Genomic DNA, 14469 nt, shown 5'->3' with positions numbered 1-14469 from the left:
CCGCCTCCACCACCGACGCGAGCCCACCGGGCTCCGCCGCGCCCGCCGCGGAGCTCGCCGCCGAGCTGCGCCGCCTGGAGTCCGCCCGTGGCGTGCGCATCGGCGCCTTCGCCTACGACCCGGCGAGCAGGAGGGTGAGGACGACGGCGCTCGCGCGTACGGCGCTCCGGGGACGGGCGGCGAAGGTGCGGTTCATCCACCCAGCTCAGCAGCCCCGCACCTGCCCTGTCCAAGAGCCCGGGCGGAAAAGAGCCACGCCGGAACGGCCATGACGCCTCGTCGGACGCAGGTGCGGCGGGACGCGCGTACGGTTCGTACGGCCGGTTCAGCGGTGGTGCTTCGCGTTCGGGCCGGCGCGCGCGACGTCCGCGGGCAAGGGCCCGCGGCTGTCGACCTGTTCGTTCAGGTGCGCCGGCCGACGGTGTCCAGCGGGCGAAAGCGTGCCCCTGCCCGCGGACATGGCACCGGATGACGCCACGACACCCTTGCCATGGCGCCATGATGGTGCCATGATGGCGTCATGGACTTGATGCCGTATGTCGACAACCTCCGTAACGAACTCGCGGTCGCCGCGGCCGCGGGTGGCGACGACGCCCGCGCGCTCGCCGAGCGGCTCACCGCCCCGCTGGAGTCGGCCGCCCGGCTGACTCTGCTCAACGCGCTGTCCGCCGCGATGGACGAGATCACCAGCGAGCTGGCGCCGGGGTCGGTCGACGTACGGCTGCGCGGGCTCGACCCCGAGTTCGTGGTGACGCCGCCTCCGGCGCCCGAGGCGTACGAGGACACGGAGGCGGACCGGACGGCGGGCGCGTCCGGGGCGGCCCGCGCGGCCGCGCAGCCGGTGGCCGACGGCGACGACGCGGGCACCGCGCGGATCAACTTCCGGCTTCCGGCCCCCCTCAAGGCCAGGATCGAGGAGGCCGCCGGGCAGGAGGGCCTCTCGGTCAACGCGTGGCTCGTCCGCGCCGTGGCCGGCGCCCTCGACGCGGGCGAGCCGCCGCGAACCGCCTCGCGCACCACCCGCCCCCGGGGCGGCCGCAGCTACACCGGCTGGGCCCGCTAGGTCCCGGACCTGGGTCCGGAGCCGGCGAGCAGGGCATGCGGCCGCGAGCGCGGCAGGCTCCGCAGGACATGCCCTGAACCCCACCCGGGGACGTGACGGACGGCGCGAGCACTTCCGGTCACGACGTTCCCCCACCCACACCTTCACCCGCCCCACCGGCGGGAACACCCACGAGTGCCATGAGGACGGGACAGCCATGCCTTCTTTCGACACCCCCGAACCCCTCTCCGCCACCGTCGAGTTCGACATCGGCACGGCGCGGATCATCGCGAGCAAGCGCATCGACACGGTCGTCGAGGTCCTGCCGGCGGACCCCGCCGAGGACGCCGACGTGAAGGCCGCCCAGCAGACCAAGGTCAGCTGCGCGAACGGCCGGCTGCTGGTCAAGGGGCCCCGGAAGCGGTCCGTCTTCGGCCGGAGCGGGTCCATCACCCTCACCGTCGAGCTGCCGGCCGGCTCCCGGCTGCACGGTGAGGCGCCCATGGCCGACTTCCTCTGCCAGGGACCGCTCGGGGACTGCGACCTGAAGACCTCGGTCGGCGACGTCCAGGTCGAGCAGGCGGCGGCGGTCCAGCTGCGGACCAGTCTGGGCACCGTCGGGCTGGACCGGGCGACGGGCGACGCCCAGGTCGCCGGGAACGGCCGGATCGACGTCGGCGAGGTCACCGGGACGGCGACCGTGAAGAACGCCAACGGCGAGACCGTGATCGCCGAGGTCGGCGGCGACCTGCGGGTGTCCTCCTCCAACGGCCCCATCACGGTGGGCGTCGCGCACGGCGAGGTCGAGGCGAAGTCCGCCAACGGCGGGATCCGCATCGGGGTCGCGCACGCCGGCGTCGAGGCCAGGACCGCCACCGGCGGCATCCGGGTCGGTGAGGTGGCACGCGGCACCGTCGCGCTGCACACCTCGGCCGGGGACCTCGACATCGGGGTGCGCGCGGCGACCGCCGCCTGGCTCGACCTGAACTCCCGGTTCGGCAACGTGCAGAACCTGCTCGACGAGGCGGCGGGGCCGGAGGGCGCCGACGGGACCGTGGAGGTCCGGGCCCGCACCGCTGTCGGCGACATCGTGGTCCGCCGCGCCTGACCGGCGGACGGGCAGGGGGCCGCCGGGCGCCACGCCCGGCACGCCCCTCGGCCGCCCGGCCCCGACACGCCGGTGCCGTCGGTGGCCTCAGCGCTCCTGGAGGACGGACAGGACGTTCCCGGCCGGGTCGGTGAACCAGGCGATCGCGGGACCGCGCTCGTCCCGCACGACGCCCTTGTCGTCCGCCTCGAAGCCGGGGTAGCGCTCGAAGGTCACGCCTCGGCGCTCCAGCTCCGCGACCGCCTCGTCGATGTCGTCGACGGGGAAGTTGAGGATCGTGAAGCCGGCCGGCGCGTGGTCGTCCTTCGGATAGACGAAGACCCGGGCACCGCTGCCGAGGGTGAGGGTGAGCATCCGCATCTCCCCCTCGCCGGTCTCCTCGACCTGGAGGCCCAGCGTGTCGCCGTAGAACCGCCGGGCCTCGCCCAGGTCGTTCACGGAGAACCCGCTGAACGCCTTCGTCCGTCCGAACATGCCGTCGTCCCTTCCACCGGTGAGCAGGGGGCGATCCCCCGGTGTCACCATGCTCACCGCTGGGCGTGGGCGTGCCACGCGCAGACGTCCGGATGGGCCCCTCCCGTCACCCTCAGGGCGCGAGGGGCAGCCGGCGCTTGTGGTCGGTGAGCTCGTAGCGGCGGACGATGGCGGCGAACGCGGCCTCGCTCACCGGCTTGCCCTCCAGGAAGTCGTCGATGTCGTCGTAGGTGACCCCGAGGGCGTCCTCGTCGGGCTTGCCCGGGTCGAGGGTCTCCAGGTCGGCCGTCGGCGTCTTCCACACCAGCTCGGACGGGGCGCCCAGGACGTCGGCGACGGCGCGCACCCGCCGCTTGGTCAGGCCGGTCAGCGGGACGACGTCGGCCGCGCCGTCGCCGAACTTGGTGAAGAAGCCGGAGACCGCCTCGGCCGCGTGGTCGGTGCCGACGACCAGGGCGTCGTGCGCGCCGGCGACGGCGTACTGGGCGATCATCCGCTGCCGGGCCTTGATGTTGCCCTGGACGAAGTCCTGGTGGTGGGCGTCCCGGAAGGTCACTCCGCCGTCCAGGCAGGCGGCGAGGGACGCGTCGGCGGCCGGCTTCACGTCGACGGTCAGGACATGGTCGGCCTCGATGAAACCGAGGGCGAGCTGGGCGTCCTTCTCGTCGGCCTGCACGCCGTACGGCAGCCGCATGGCGTAGAAGGCGGCCTCGTGTCCCGCGGCCCGCACCCGTTCCACCGCGAGCTGGCACAGCCGCCCGGCCGTCGTGGAGTCGACGCCGCCGCTGATCCCGAGGACGAGGCCGCGCAGCCCCGTGGTGGTGAGGCGCTCGGCGAGGAAGGCGACCCGGCGCTCGATCTCGGCGCTCGGGTCGAAGGTCTCGGAAACCTCGAGTTCCCGGGCGATCTGCTGCTGCAGGGCGATGGGCGCCGGGTGGGTCACGGAGTGCTCCTCGTGGGGATTCGGTCGGCGGTTCGTGCGGCGTCGGGGTCCCGTGCGCGGGAGGGCGGCGGGGCTCCGTACCGGGGTCGACTCTATGCCGCCCGGCGGCGGCCCGGTGCGCTGCCCTCCGGGGGCACCGCTCGGTGCTGGGCCGACCGCGCGCCGGACGCGCCGGACGCGGACTGTGGACCGAGACTCGGGGTAGGAGGCCGTGATGAACGTGACGAAGATCGGGCGCCTGCGCGGTGCGCTGGGCCTGGCGGACCGGAGGCTGTTCGAGCAGGTGGCCCGGCGGTCCTGGCCGGGCGCCGACCGGGTGCTGCCCAGGCTGAGCACCAGCGCCAACCACGGACTCCTCTGGTTCGGCATCGGCGCCGGGATGTGGGCCGTCGGCGGGGTGCGGGGCCGGCGGGCGGCGGTCCGCGCGGTCGCCTCCCTGGCCGTGGCCTCGGCGACGGTCAACACACTGGCCAAGGGCGCCGTACGGCGCGAGCGGCCCATGATCGACGTGGTGCCGGTGGTGCGGCACCTGTCGCGCCGGCCGATCACCAGCTCCTTCCCCTCGGGGCACTCCGCCTCGGCCGCCGCCTTCACGATGGGCGCCGCCCTGGAGTCCCGGGGCTGGGGGGCCGTGCTGGTGCCGATCGCCGGATCGGTCGCCTTCTCCCGCGTGTACACCGGTGTGCACTACCCGAGCGACGTCGTGGTGGGCGCGCTGCTGGGGATGGGGGCGGCGACGGTCCTGCGGGGGCCCTCGCCCTCGCGGACCCGTAAGCCGCCGCCCGCCCGGCCACGGGTGGAGGCCCCGGCACTGCCGGAGGGCGAGGGGCTGGTCGTCGTCGTCAACCCCTCGTCCGGCTCCGCGCCGCAGCTGGTCGAGCCGGCCCGGCAGATCGAGAACCTGCTGCCGAAGACCGAGGTGATCCGCTACGACGAGTCGGTGGGCCCGCTGCCGGAGGTGCTGGACCGTGCCGCCGCGGAGGCCGCCGAGCGGGGCGGCGCCCTGGGCGTGTGCGGTGGGGACGGGACCGTCAACGCGGCCGTCACACCGGCGTTGCGGCACGGCGTGCCGCTGCTGGTCCTGCCCGGCGGCACCTTCAACCACTTCGCCGCGGACCTGGGGGTGGAGACGCTCGCGGACGGCTGCGCGGCGCTGGCCGCCGGTGAGGCCGTCCAGGCGGACATCGGCCGGGTGCGCAGGCTGTCGTCGGCGCTCACCCTGGCCCCGGAGGGCGCACCCGCGTACTTCCTCAACACCTTCAGTCTCGGCATCTACCCCGAGCTGGTGCGGCTCCGGGAGCGGTGGTCGCCCCGGATCGGGGGCACGGCCGCGGCCGTTCTGGGCGTGGCGCGGATACTGCGCTCGTCCCGCCCGCTGCGCGCCAAGGTCAACGGCAGGCAGCGGTCGATGTGGCTGCTGTTCGCCGGCAACGGCGCGTACCGCAGCATCGGCGTCGCCCCGGTGCGCCGCAAGGCGATGGCCGACGGGCTGCTGGACGTCCGCGTCGCCGACGGCGGCCGGTTCGCCCGGACCCGGCTGCTGGCCACGGCGCTCGCGGGCGGTCTGGCCCGGACGCGCGTGTACGCCGCCGCGCGCCCGCACCGGCTCAGGATCACCGGGCTGCCGGAGGGCACCTTCATGGCCTGTGACGGCGAGGTCGTGCCGGCCCCGTCGAGCATGCTGATCGACAAGCTGCCGCGGGCGCTGACCGTCTACCGTCCGGCGGACGGCTGAGGCCGGCCGAGGCGGAGGACGCCGCCCGGTTCGGGCGCGCGGCGGACCCCTGAGGGGACGTGACGCGGGTTCGCCCCGCGTCACGTCCCCTCAGGGGCGCAGAGCACCTCGACGCGCTGGACCAGGTTGTTGCCGAAGCCGCCGCGGTTCCACGGCTCCGTCAGCGGCTGGGTGTTCCCCTCGGCGTCCGTGGCGCGGACGGTCAGGTGGCGCAGCCCGGGGGTCGCCTCCCACGTGGTGTGCCAGCCGGACCAGGCCCAGGGGTGGGCGGGCTCGCGGACCAGTTCCGCCTCGGTCCAGAAGGCGCCGCCGTCCACGCTGACCTCGACGCGGGTCACGGGCCCGCGCCCGGACCAGGCCCGGCCCGCCAGGCGCACGGGTCCCGGCCGGACGACGCGGGTGCGGGACATGAAGTCGGGGAAGCCCGGCGGGATCATCAGGGCGCGGGGCGCGATGGTGTCGACCGGCTCCCCCGGTTCGTCCGGCGTCTGCCGGTAGCGGTAGGCCACGGCCTGCTGGAACCCGGTGAAGGGGGTGTCGACGAGGGTGATGTCCCGCAGCCATTTGACGTGGGCCATGCCGTACCAGCCGGGGACGACCAGCCGGACGGGGTGGCCGTGCTGCGGGGGCAGCGGGGCGCCGTTCATCTCGTACGCCACGAGGACGTCCGGCCGGGTCCCGCGGGCGACGTCCATCGGCAGGCTGCGCCGGTAGTCCTGCTCGACACCGCGCTCGACGCCGTGGTCGGCCCCGGTGAAGACGGCCTCGACGGCCCCGGGTCCGACACCGGCCTCGTCCAGCAGGACGCGCAGCGGGACACCGGTCCATTCGGCGGTGCCGACGGCCTCCACCAGCCACGGCTGGCTGACGGGTCTGGGCCGGAGCCGGGCCCGGCCGTTGCCCGCGCACTCCATCGTGACCCGGTGCGTGACGGCCGGCAGGGCGCGCAGGTCGGCCAGGTCCAGGGTGAGCCGGTCGCGGACCAGGCCGCCGAGGGTGAGCCGCCACCCGTCCGCGTCCAGTACGGGGATGTCGTAGTGGACCAGGACATAGTGCAGGCCGGGTGGGGTGAGGTCGTAGTGCAGTGCTTCCAGGGGCAGCCCGTGGTTCCGGGTGGCGAGGGCGAGTTCGGAGGCGCTGATGCCCTCGTGGGGGTCCGCCACCCGCCCGGGAGCACTGATCTCCCGCAGGGATCCGTCCATGCCTTCATGGTGCGCCGCCGCCCGGGGTCGGGCACCTCGGCGCGGGCCCCGTGCCGGCGCCGGACGGACCGCCCCGGAACGTCGTCCGCCGAATCGTGCACCGAAGCCTTTACGCCACTGTCATGCACGGGTAACTTCCCAACCCGCAAGAGGTTGCTGCAAGTTGCTGAGGGATATTTCAGCCACGGGGCGGCCGTTCTTTGGCGTTCCCGGCCCTCGGCGGGCGGGAGCGAACGGGGCTCATCACCTGCCGCGGCCTCCCCGTCGCGGCCCTGTTCCGGAGAAGAGACGCATGCGACGTACCCCCTTCCGGCGGTTCGGACGGGCCCCGGCCGCGGCCGTGTCCGCCGCCTGCCTCCTCGGACTGCTCTCGGCCGTCCCGCCGACCGACGCGGCCGACCTGGCCGGCGCCCCCGTGGCCGCCGAGGCCACCACGGCGACGGTCTTCTACTACACGAAGACGAGGAACTGGACCGCCTACAACCTGCACTACGCCCCGGACGGCGGAGCCTGGACCACCGTCTCCGGCGTGGCCATGGAGGCGGCCTGCACGGACTGGGTCAAGAAGACGGTCACCCTCGGCACCGCCGCGGGACTGCAGGCCACCTTCAACAACGGCACCGGCACCTGGGACAACAACGGCGGCCGGAACTACGACCTGGGCACCGGCACGATCACCGTCAAGGACGGCGTGGTCGCCCACTCCGACCCCTGCGCCGACGACCCGGGCGAGCCCACCGGCCCCGGCAACCAGGCCACCGTCTACTACTCCACCGCCGCACTCGGCTGGACCACCGCCAACCTGCACTACGCCCCGGCCGGCGGAGCTTGGACCACCGTCCCGGGCATCGGCATGGAGGCGGCCTGCGCCGGCTGGTGGAAGCGGACCGTCGACCTCGGCACCGCCACCACGATGAAGGCCGCCTTCAACAACGGCAACGGGATCTGGGACAACAACAACGGCACCGACTACACCCTGCCGGCCGGCACGACCACGGTCAGGGACCGGGTCGTCACCCGCGACGCCGCGAACCCCTGCGCCGCCGAGGTCCCCGACACCCAGGCGCCCACGGCGCCCGCCGGACTCACCGCGAGCGCCGACGGCACATCCGTCCTGCTGACCTGGCAACCGGCCACGGACGACCGGGCGGTGACGGGATATCAGGTGACCCGGACCGGCGGAACCGGCGGCACCGTCGTGATCGACGTCGGCTCCACCGTGCACTCCGACACGAACCTGGCCGAGCGGACCGCGTACACCTACACCGTCAGGGCCCGCGACGCGGCCGGAAACGTCTCGGCCGCCTCCACCGCCGTCCAGGCCACCACGGGAACGAAGCCACCCGTCCCCGGGACGGGCCGCCCGCTGGGCACCGACCCGCGCAAGGACCCGATCTACTTCGTGCTGACCGCCCGCTTCAACGACGGCGACACGTCCAACAACCGCGGCGGCAGCCAGCACACGAAGTCGGGGAACGCCGCGAACGGCGACCCCATGTTCCGGGGCGACTTCAAGGGCCTGGTGGAGAAGCTCGACTACATCAAGGCGCTCGGCTTCTCCGCCGTGTGGATCACCCCGGTGGTGCTGAACCGCTCCGACTACGACTACCACGGGTACCACGGCTACGACTTCTACAAGGTCGACGCCCGGCTGGAGTCCGCCGGCGCCTCCTACCAGGACCTGATCGACGCCGCCCACGCCAAGGGCATGAAGATCTACCAGGACGTCGTCTACAACCACTCCTCCCGCTGGGGCGCCAAGGGCCTGTTCACCCCGAAGGTGTACGGCGTCCGGGACAGCCAGTGGAGCTGGTACTACGACGAGCCCAACGCCTCCTTCGAGTACGACGGTCTGACCGTCGAGCCGAAGTCCGGCAAGTCGTACTACACCGGCGACCTGTGGTCGACGGCCGAGCCGTCCGGCAACACCTGCGTGAACTGGGGCAAACCCACCGCCAACACCTCGCCCGAGGGCTACCGGATCTACAACTGCCAGTGGCCCAGCCCGACGTCCGGCATGTTCCCGTCGTCGCTGTACCACACCTGCTGGATCGGCAACTGGGAGGGCGAGGACTCCCGTTCGTGCTGGCTGCACGAGGATCTGGCGGACTTCGACACCGAGTCCCCGGCCGTGCAGAACTACCTGATCGGCGCCTACGACAAGTACATCGACATGGGGGTGGACGGGTTCCGGGTCGACACCGCCGTCCACATCCCCCGCACGACCTGGAACCGCCGCTTCCTGCCCGCGATCCAGGAGCGCGTCACCCAGCGGTTCGGAGCGGAGGCGGCGCGGAACTTCTTCGTCTTCGGTGAGGTGGCCGCCTTCGTCAACGACAAGTGGAACCGCGGCTCGGTCAACCACTCCGCGCAGTTCTACACGTGGAAGGAGCGCAAGGAGTACGACCTCGACGACGCGAAGGCGGCGCTCGAGATGTACGACTACGAGCAGCAGCTCGGCCCGGCCGGCCAGCCGACGTCGAACAACGCCTTCCTGAACGGCAACAGCTACCACGAGCCGGACCACAGCAGGTTCTCCGGCATGAACGTGATCGACATGCGCATGCACATGAACTTCGGTGACGCCCAGAACGCCTTCGGCAACGGCAAGGACTCCGACGACAGCTACAACGACGCCACCTACAACGTCGTGTACGTCGACAGCCACGACTACGGCCCCAACAAGAGCAGCGAGCGCTACGCCGGCGGCACCGACGCCTGGGCCGAGAACATGTCGCTGATGTGGACCTTCCGCGGCATCCCCACCCTGTACTACGGCTCCGAGATCGAGTTCCAGAAGGGCAAGAAGATCGACTGCGGCCCCAGCTGCCCGCTCGCGACCACGGGCCGGGCCTACTTCGGCGACCATCTCGCCGGGTCCGTGAAGGCCTCCGGGTTCTCCGCGGTCGAGTCCGCGAGCGGCGCGGTCGCCCAGACACTCGCCCAGCCCCTGGTCCAGCACGTCCAGCGGCTCAACCAGATCCGCCGGGCGGTCCCCGCCCTCCAGACGGGGCAGTACTCCACCGAGGGCATCAGCGGCTCGATGGCCTTCAAACGGCGCTACACCAGCGGCACGACGGACAGCTTCGCGCTCGTGACGGTGACCGGCGGCGCCTCGTACACCGGCATCCCCAACGGCACCTACACCGACGCCGTCACCGGGGACACCCGGGTCGTCACCGACGGGAAGCTGACGGTCGCGGCGCCCGGCAAGGGCAACCTCCGGGTGTACGTGCTGAACGGCACCGGACGGATCGGTACCGCCGGGCCGTACCTGAAGTGACGGCCCCCGGGCCGTCGTGAGGGGACCGGCGGGCGGCGGCATCACCTGCCGCCGCCCGCCGGTGTCCCGTACACCGGGACCGCCGGATCAGCTCCCGGCGGTCCGTCGCCGGGGGCGCGGCGGAGGCCGCAGCGTGCCCGCCGCCAGCCGCAGCAGGCGCAGCACGACCTCGGGCGGCTCGTCGATCCGGTACCGCCCGCCCATCGCCGTCCACTGGTCCAGGACGGCGAGGAGACCCGAGTCGCAGAACGTCACCCGGGAGACGTCCAGGACCAGTTCCCCCACCCCGGTGCCGGCCGCGGAGGCCAGTATCGCCCGCAGGGGCGCACAGCTGTGGTGGTCGACCTCTCCGGCCAGCCGGACCCGCAGGCCGGTGGAGCCGACGCTCGTGCAGGACTGGACGGCTATGACGCCGGGCGCGGTGTCCGCGCCCGGGTCGCACACGACGGGCAGGGGGATCGAGGTCAGTATCGGCGCGGTGCTCGTGGTACTCACCCCTCCATGAACACCGGTCGGCCCGCTCACCGGAACGCGGCGCGCCGCGTGATCACTCCGGAGCGTGGCAGTGATCCACTTCCGGGGGACATCTCCCCCGGCGGCGGCGGAGGCGGCGCCGGGCGGTCAGCCGGCGGCGAGCACGGCCGCCGCCAGTTCGGCCGCGCGCCGGTGCCAGGTCCCCGCGTCCCGGAGCATCGCGTGCCCGCCCGCCGGCATCGGGATGCCGGCCGCGTCCGCGCCCGCCAGCCGGGCCCGGCGGACGAACTCCCAGGACTCGGCGGCCGAGGTCACCCGGTCGCGCTCGTCGTGCAGGAGCCGGATCCGACGGCCCGCGAGATGGCCGACCGGCTCGCCGGGCGGGCACCAGGGCGCGAGCGCCACCACCCCGCGGACCAGGGGGTCGCCGGCCGCGCGCAGCGCCGCGCGTCCGCCCATCGAGTGGCCGACGAGCACGACGGGCACCTCCCCGGCGAGCTCCCGCAGCCGGGCGAGGGCCGCCTCGGCATCGCGGGCGGCGTCCCGGCGGTCGCCGTTCCAGCCGCGGTGGCGGTAGCGCACCTCCGCGACCAGGACGTCCGAGTCGCGGGTCGCACGGGCGATCGCCGTCGCGAAGGGGCGCATCCGCAACGCGGGCAGGTTGAGCGGCGGCGGGGGTTCCAGACCGTCGGCGCGCCCGCCGTGCAGGAGCAGGACCGCCGCCGCCGGGCGGGCGGGCCGGGCACGGGGCAGCAGTACCCGGCCCTCGCCCGTCGGCGTGGTCCCCCGATGGGCCGCGGCCGTCATCCGGCGACCCGGCGGGGCGGGCGCGGGAAGAACCCGCTGGTGCGGGCGGCGTAGGCCGCGAATCCGGGCCGTTCGGCCATGTGCGCCTCCAGCAGTCGCTTGCCGCTGCCCCAGATGAGCAGCGCGCTCATCACCAGCGGCGAGACGAGCGTGAGGGCCGCAGTCTGCCAGCTCGCGCAGGCCAGCAGGTACAGCCCCCACCAGACGAGGAGGTCCCCGAAGTAGTTGGGGTGCCGCGTCCAGCTCCACAGGCCGCGGTCCATGATCCGGCCGCGGTGGGCGGGGTCGGCCTTGAAGCGGGCGAGCTGGTGGTCGCCGACCGCCTCGAAGAGCAGACCGGTGAGCCACAGGAGCAGCCCGAGCGCGGCCACCGGGCCCAGGGCCGCGGGCAGGTAGGCCGCGGCCTGGACGGGCAGCGACACCAGCCAGACGAGACCGCCCTGGAGCAGGTAGACCTTGCGCAGGGCGTACAGCCGGGGGTCGCCCGGCGCCCGGTCGAGCATGCGGGCGTAGCGCGGGTCCTCACCGTGCCCGCGCCCGCGCCGGGCGATGTGCAGGGCCAGGCGCAGCCCCCACACGACGGTGGCCAGGGTGACCGCGAGGCGCCGGCCGTCGTCGCCGTAGCCGGCCGACAGCAGCCAGGTGGTGAGGGCGACGGCGGCGAAGGCGACGCCCCAGGCGACGTCGACGATCCGGTGCAGGCCCTTCGCGACGGCCACCGCGAAGGTGACCAGCATGACCGCGAGCGCGGTGCCGGCCGAGGCGGCGAGGTTCCAGCCGAACGCGCCCCAGTCGAGCGTGGTCATCGTCCTTCCTCCGCTCGGTGCCAGTGCGGGGTCGCGGGCAGGCCCGTGGCGCCGCCCGGCTCGGGGCGGACCGCGAGGATCTGGTCGACGCCCATGCGGTTCTGGGCGAAYGCCAGCGCGCTGCCGACGAGGTAGAGCCGCCAGACCCGGGCGGTGGGCTCGCCGACGAGGTCGACGAACTGCTCCCAGCGCTCCTCCAGGGTGCGGTGCCATGCCTCGATCGTCCAGGCGTAGTGCTCCCGCAGGGCGTCGACGGAACGCACCTCGAGGCCCGCCGACTCCAGCAGCTCCAGCGTCTGCCCGACGGGCCGCATGTGCATGTCCGGCGCGATGTAGGTCTCGATGAAGGCGCCGCCGCCGGGCGCGTTCGCCCCGCGGGACATCTGCTGGACGAGCAGCCGGCCGCGGGGCCGCAGCAGGCCGTGCAGCTGGGCCGCGAAGGCGGGGTACTCGGCGTCGCCGACGTGTTCGCCCATCTCGATGGCCGACACGGCGTCGTATCCGCCGCCCGGGATGTCGCGGTAGTGCATGAGACGGACGTCGACCAGGTCCGTCAGGCCCTCGCGGGCCACGCGGTCCCGGACGTGGTCGCGCTGGCGCGCCGAGAGGGTGACCGCGGTGACCTCGGCCTTGAAGGCGCGGGCGGCGTGCAGGGACAGCGATCCCCAGCCGCAGCCGATGTCGAGCAGGCGCGCGCCGGGTTCGAGTCCGAGCTTGCGGCAGACGAGGTCGAGCTTGTCGCGCTGCGCGTCGGCGAGACCGTAGTCCGGGGCGTCGGGCCGTGCCCAGTAGGCGCACGAGTACGCCATCGACTCGTCCAGGAGGAGCGCGTAGAAGTCGTTCGAGAGGTCGTAGTGGTGGCTGATGGCGGCGCGGTCGCGGGCGGTGGAGTGCAGGCGGCCGCGCAGCTCCGCGCGCGGGGCGGTCGGGGCGGCGGGCTTCGGGCCCAGCGCGCCCAGGCGCAGGGCGACGCCCGCCGCGCGCGCCAGGTCGGCGGGCCGGGGGCGGACGGCGCCCTGTTCGCGGACGTACTCCCAGACCTGGGTGAGGCTCTCGCCGAGGTCGCCGTCGACGTCGATCTCGCCCGCGATGTAGGCCTCGGCGAGGCCGAGTTCGCCGGGTTGCCACAGCAGCCTGCGCAGCGCCCGGGGCGTGCGGACGAGCACGAGGGGAGCGTCACGGGGTCCGGCCTCGCTGCCGTCCCAGGCGCGCAGCCGGACGGGGAGCGGGCCGGGGAAGCAGGGGGCGAGCGCGCCGGCGAGGCGCTGGGCGGCGTACGTCATCGGGCGGTCTCCGGCGTGTGGTCGGCGGTGAGGAGGATCTGGCGGACGTCCAGGTAGCGGGAGCGGAATCCTGCCTCCGAGTAGGCGAGGTAGAGCTCCCACATGCGCCGGAAGACCACGTCGAAGCCGAGCGCGTCGACGGCCGCGGCCTGCCGGCCGAACTCCTCGCGCCACAGGCGCAGGGTCTCCGCGTAGTGGTCGCCGAAGCCGGCGTCCTCGACGATCCGCAGTCCGGCGGCGGCGCTCTCCCGGGCGATCGCCTCGCGGGAGGGGATGAGCCCGCCGGGGAAGATGTACTTGCTGATCCAGGTGTGGGTGCGGGCGGTCACGAGCATCCGCTCGTGGGGCATGGTGATGGCCTGGAGCGCGACGCGCCCGCCGGGGGCGAGGAGTCCGCGCAGGGCGGCGAAGTAGGCGGGCCAGTACTCGGCACCCACGGCCTCGATCATCTCGACGCTGACGACCGCGTCGAAGGAGCCCTCGACGTGCCGGTAGTCGCGCAGTTCGACCGTGACCCGGTCGGAGAGGCCGGCGGCGGCGATCCGGGTGCGGGCCAGGTCCGCCTGCTCCTCGGAGAGCGTGACGGTCAGCACCTCGGCTCCGCGGGCGGCGGCCCGCAGGGCCAGTTCGCCCCATCCGGTGCCGATCTCCAGGAGCCTGGTGCCGGGGCCGACCTCCGCGAGGTCGAGCAGCCGGTCGATCTTGCGGTGCTGGGCCGCGGTGAACGTCGCGGGCGAGGCCGGGAAGGCGGCGAAGACCGCGGAGGAGTAGGACATGCTCGGGTCGAGGAACAGCGAGAACAGCTCGTTGGACAGGTCGTAGTGGCTCTGGATGTTGTCCCGTGCGCCCTCCGGCGTGTTCCGCTGCTGCTCGGGGCGGCGGCGCACCCAGGCGCCGCGGAGCCGGCGCAGCGGCGCCGGTACCAGCTCGTCGACGTGCGAGGCCAGCACGGTGAGCGCGCCGACGAGGTCGTCGCTCTCCCACTCGCCGGCCATGTAGGACTCGCCGAAGCCGATCAGGCCGCCCGCGCCGATCCGGCGGTGGAAGGCCTCGGGGCGGTGCAGGGTGAGGGTGGGCAGCGCGCCGGTCCGGAGCGGGACGAGGCTCGCCGGGCGTCCGTCGCCTCCGTGCCGTATCCGCAGCGGGACCCGGGTGAAGGCGCGCTCGACGATCCGCCGGGCGATCGCGGTGCGCAGCGCCGAGGTGCGGGGCGGATGGGCGACGTCCGGCCAGCGGGCCGGGTCGACGGTCCGGTCGGCGGCGGGAACGACGCTCTGGTGCGTCGGGGGGTACGAGACGGTCACAGGATGCC

At 73.9% G+C, this 14469-nt stretch carries 12 protein-coding genes; 4 read left to right on the top strand and 8 right to left on the bottom strand.

The window, feature by feature from the left end; translation table 11 throughout:
• The first annotated feature begins 520 nt into the window (after window positions 1-520).
• Together EAO71_RS22485 and EAO71_RS22480 are read left to right on the top strand one after the other, a co-directional pair.
• Window positions 521-1063 carry a hypothetical protein gene (locus EAO71_RS22485; protein ID WP_147979626.1) on the top strand — a complete coding sequence of 181 codons (543 nt, stop codon included), beginning with the start codon at window positions 521-523 and terminating at the stop codon, window positions 1061-1063.
• Between the two features lie 196 nt (window positions 1064-1259).
• Window positions 1260-2150 carry a DUF4097 family beta strand repeat-containing protein gene (locus EAO71_RS22480; protein WP_147979625.1) on the top strand — a complete coding sequence of 297 codons (891 nt, stop codon included), beginning with the start codon at window positions 1260-1262 and terminating at the stop codon, window positions 2148-2150.
• 87 nt (window positions 2151-2237) lie between these two features.
• Here the strand turns inward: EAO71_RS22480 and EAO71_RS22475 are convergent, their stop codons facing one another.
• Window positions 2238-2624, bottom strand: a complete 387-nt coding sequence (locus tag EAO71_RS22475; protein WP_147979624.1) for a VOC family protein — start codon at window positions 2622-2624, stop codon at window positions 2238-2240.
• A 112-nt stretch (window positions 2625-2736) separates the two neighbouring features.
• Entirely contained in the window at window positions 2737-3567 is an 831-nt protein-coding gene (nadE, locus tag EAO71_RS22470) for an ammonia-dependent NAD(+) synthetase (protein ID WP_147979623.1), read from the bottom strand.
• 214 nt (window positions 3568-3781) lie between these two features.
• On the opposite strand from nadE, the gene EAO71_RS22465 reads away from it, so the two are divergent.
• Window positions 3782-5302 (top strand): bifunctional phosphatase PAP2/diacylglycerol kinase family protein, encoded by a 1521-nt coding sequence (locus EAO71_RS22465; protein ID WP_147979622.1) that lies wholly within the window; start codon window positions 3782-3784, stop codon window positions 5300-5302.
• An 80-nt stretch (window positions 5303-5382) separates the two neighbouring features.
• Here EAO71_RS22465 and EAO71_RS22460 read toward each other — a convergent pair whose 3' ends face one another.
• Window positions 5383-6504: a sulfite oxidase gene (locus EAO71_RS22460; RefSeq protein ID WP_147979621.1), complete on the bottom strand. Its 1122-nt coding sequence runs from the start codon at window positions 6502-6504 to the stop codon at window positions 5383-5385.
• Window positions 6505-6796: 292 nt separating this feature from the next.
• On the opposite strand from EAO71_RS22460, the gene EAO71_RS22455 reads away from it, so the two are divergent.
• On the top strand, window positions 6797-9787 hold the full coding sequence (locus tag EAO71_RS22455; protein ID WP_147979620.1) for a carbohydrate binding domain-containing protein: 2991 nt from the start codon (window positions 6797-6799) through the stop codon (window positions 9785-9787).
• A gap of 87 nt (window positions 9788-9874) precedes the next feature.
• On the opposite strand, the gene EAO71_RS22450 is transcribed toward EAO71_RS22455, so the two are convergent.
• The 5 genes from EAO71_RS22450 to EAO71_RS22430 form a co-directional block, all read right to left on the bottom strand.
• Window positions 9875-10282, bottom strand: a complete 408-nt coding sequence (locus EAO71_RS22450) for an STAS domain-containing protein (RefSeq protein ID WP_187282786.1) — start codon at window positions 10280-10282, stop codon at window positions 9875-9877.
• Window positions 10283-10408: 126 nt separating this feature from the next.
• Window positions 10409-11068, bottom strand: coding sequence for an alpha/beta fold hydrolase (locus EAO71_RS22445; RefSeq protein ID WP_147979618.1), 660 nt, complete (start codon window positions 11066-11068; stop codon window positions 10409-10411).
• On the bottom strand, window positions 11065-11874 hold the full coding sequence (locus EAO71_RS22440) for a DUF1295 domain-containing protein (protein ID WP_147979617.1): 810 nt from the start codon (window positions 11872-11874) through the stop codon (window positions 11065-11067). Before EAO71_RS22440 ends, EAO71_RS22445 begins: the two co-directional genes overlap by 4 nt.
• Window positions 11871-13157, bottom strand: coding sequence for an SAM-dependent methyltransferase (locus EAO71_RS22435; RefSeq protein ID WP_147979616.1), 1287 nt, complete (start codon window positions 13155-13157; stop codon window positions 11871-11873). The genes EAO71_RS22440 and EAO71_RS22435 overlap by 4 nt, the downstream gene beginning before the upstream one ends.
• Window positions 13154-14461 carry an SAM-dependent methyltransferase gene (locus EAO71_RS22430; RefSeq protein WP_147979638.1) on the bottom strand — a complete coding sequence of 436 codons (1308 nt, stop codon included), beginning with the start codon at window positions 14459-14461 and terminating at the stop codon, window positions 13154-13156. The genes EAO71_RS22435 and EAO71_RS22430 overlap by 4 nt, the downstream gene beginning before the upstream one ends.
• Window positions 14462-14469: the final 8 nt, after the last annotated feature.

This window comes from Streptomyces sp. MS191 (genome assembly GCF_008042125.1).
Lineage (GTDB): Bacteria > Actinomycetota > Actinomycetes > Streptomycetales > Streptomycetaceae > Streptomyces.
This window is presented reverse-complemented; position numbering and strand designations above follow the sequence as displayed.

Coding starts and splice junctions, on each gene's coding strand:
- EAO71_RS22485 (WP_147979626.1), top strand. CDS start 521: ATGGACTTGATGCCGTATGTCGACAACCTCCGTAACGAACTCGCGGTC.
- EAO71_RS22480 (WP_147979625.1), top strand. CDS start 1,260: ATGCCTTCTTTCGACACCCCCGAACCCCTCTCCGCCACCGTCGAGTTC.
- EAO71_RS22475 (WP_147979624.1), bottom strand. CDS start 2,624: ATGTTCGGACGGACGAAGGCGTTCAGCGGGTTCTCCGTGAACGACCTG.
- EAO71_RS22465 (WP_147979622.1), top strand. CDS start 3,782: ATGAACGTGACGAAGATCGGGCGCCTGCGCGGTGCGCTGGGCCTGGCG.
- EAO71_RS22460 (WP_147979621.1), bottom strand. CDS start 6,504: ATGGACGGATCCCTGCGGGAGATCAGTGCTCCCGGGCGGGTGGCGGAC.
- EAO71_RS22455 (WP_147979620.1), top strand. CDS start 6,797: ATGCGACGTACCCCCTTCCGGCGGTTCGGACGGGCCCCGGCCGCGGCC.
- EAO71_RS22445 (WP_147979618.1), bottom strand. CDS start 11,068: ATGACGGCCGCGGCCCATCGGGGGACCACGCCGACGGGCGAGGGCCGG.
- EAO71_RS22440 (WP_147979617.1), bottom strand. CDS start 11,874: ATGACCACGCTCGACTGGGGCGCGTTCGGCTGGAACCTCGCCGCCTCG.